This is a genomic window from Oleiphilus sp. HI0066 (assembly GCF_001635725.1).
Genome location: NZ_LWFH01000890.1, coordinates 1 through 278 on the forward strand (window position 1 = coordinate 1; position 278 = coordinate 278).

Genomic DNA, 278 nt, shown 5'->3' on the forward strand with positions numbered 1-278 from the left:
TAGTTGATATGGATGGATCTGAACAGATCGATCATATCGTTATTACAGGCTTGCCAGAGGGGGCAACACTATCTGCTGGTTCTGCACAGTTGGATGGAAGTGTTCACTTAACGGAAGCCGAATTGACTGGACTGACCCTGCAACCTGCCACGGATGACGATAATGATTTTGTACTCTCGGTGCAGATTCATATAACTGACACTGATAGTGACACAGGAGCACAGGACAGCGCTTATATAGAGGCCGATTTAGCAGTGAGTTTCAACGATACGTCTGTG

At 46.4% G+C, this 278-nt stretch carries 1 protein-coding gene; it reads left to right on the forward strand.

Annotation, left to right across the window (positions count from 1 at the left end):
• A partial coding sequence (locus A3738_RS30955) for a hypothetical protein (protein ID WP_197473786.1) occupies window positions 1–278 on the forward strand: 278 nt, incomplete at both ends.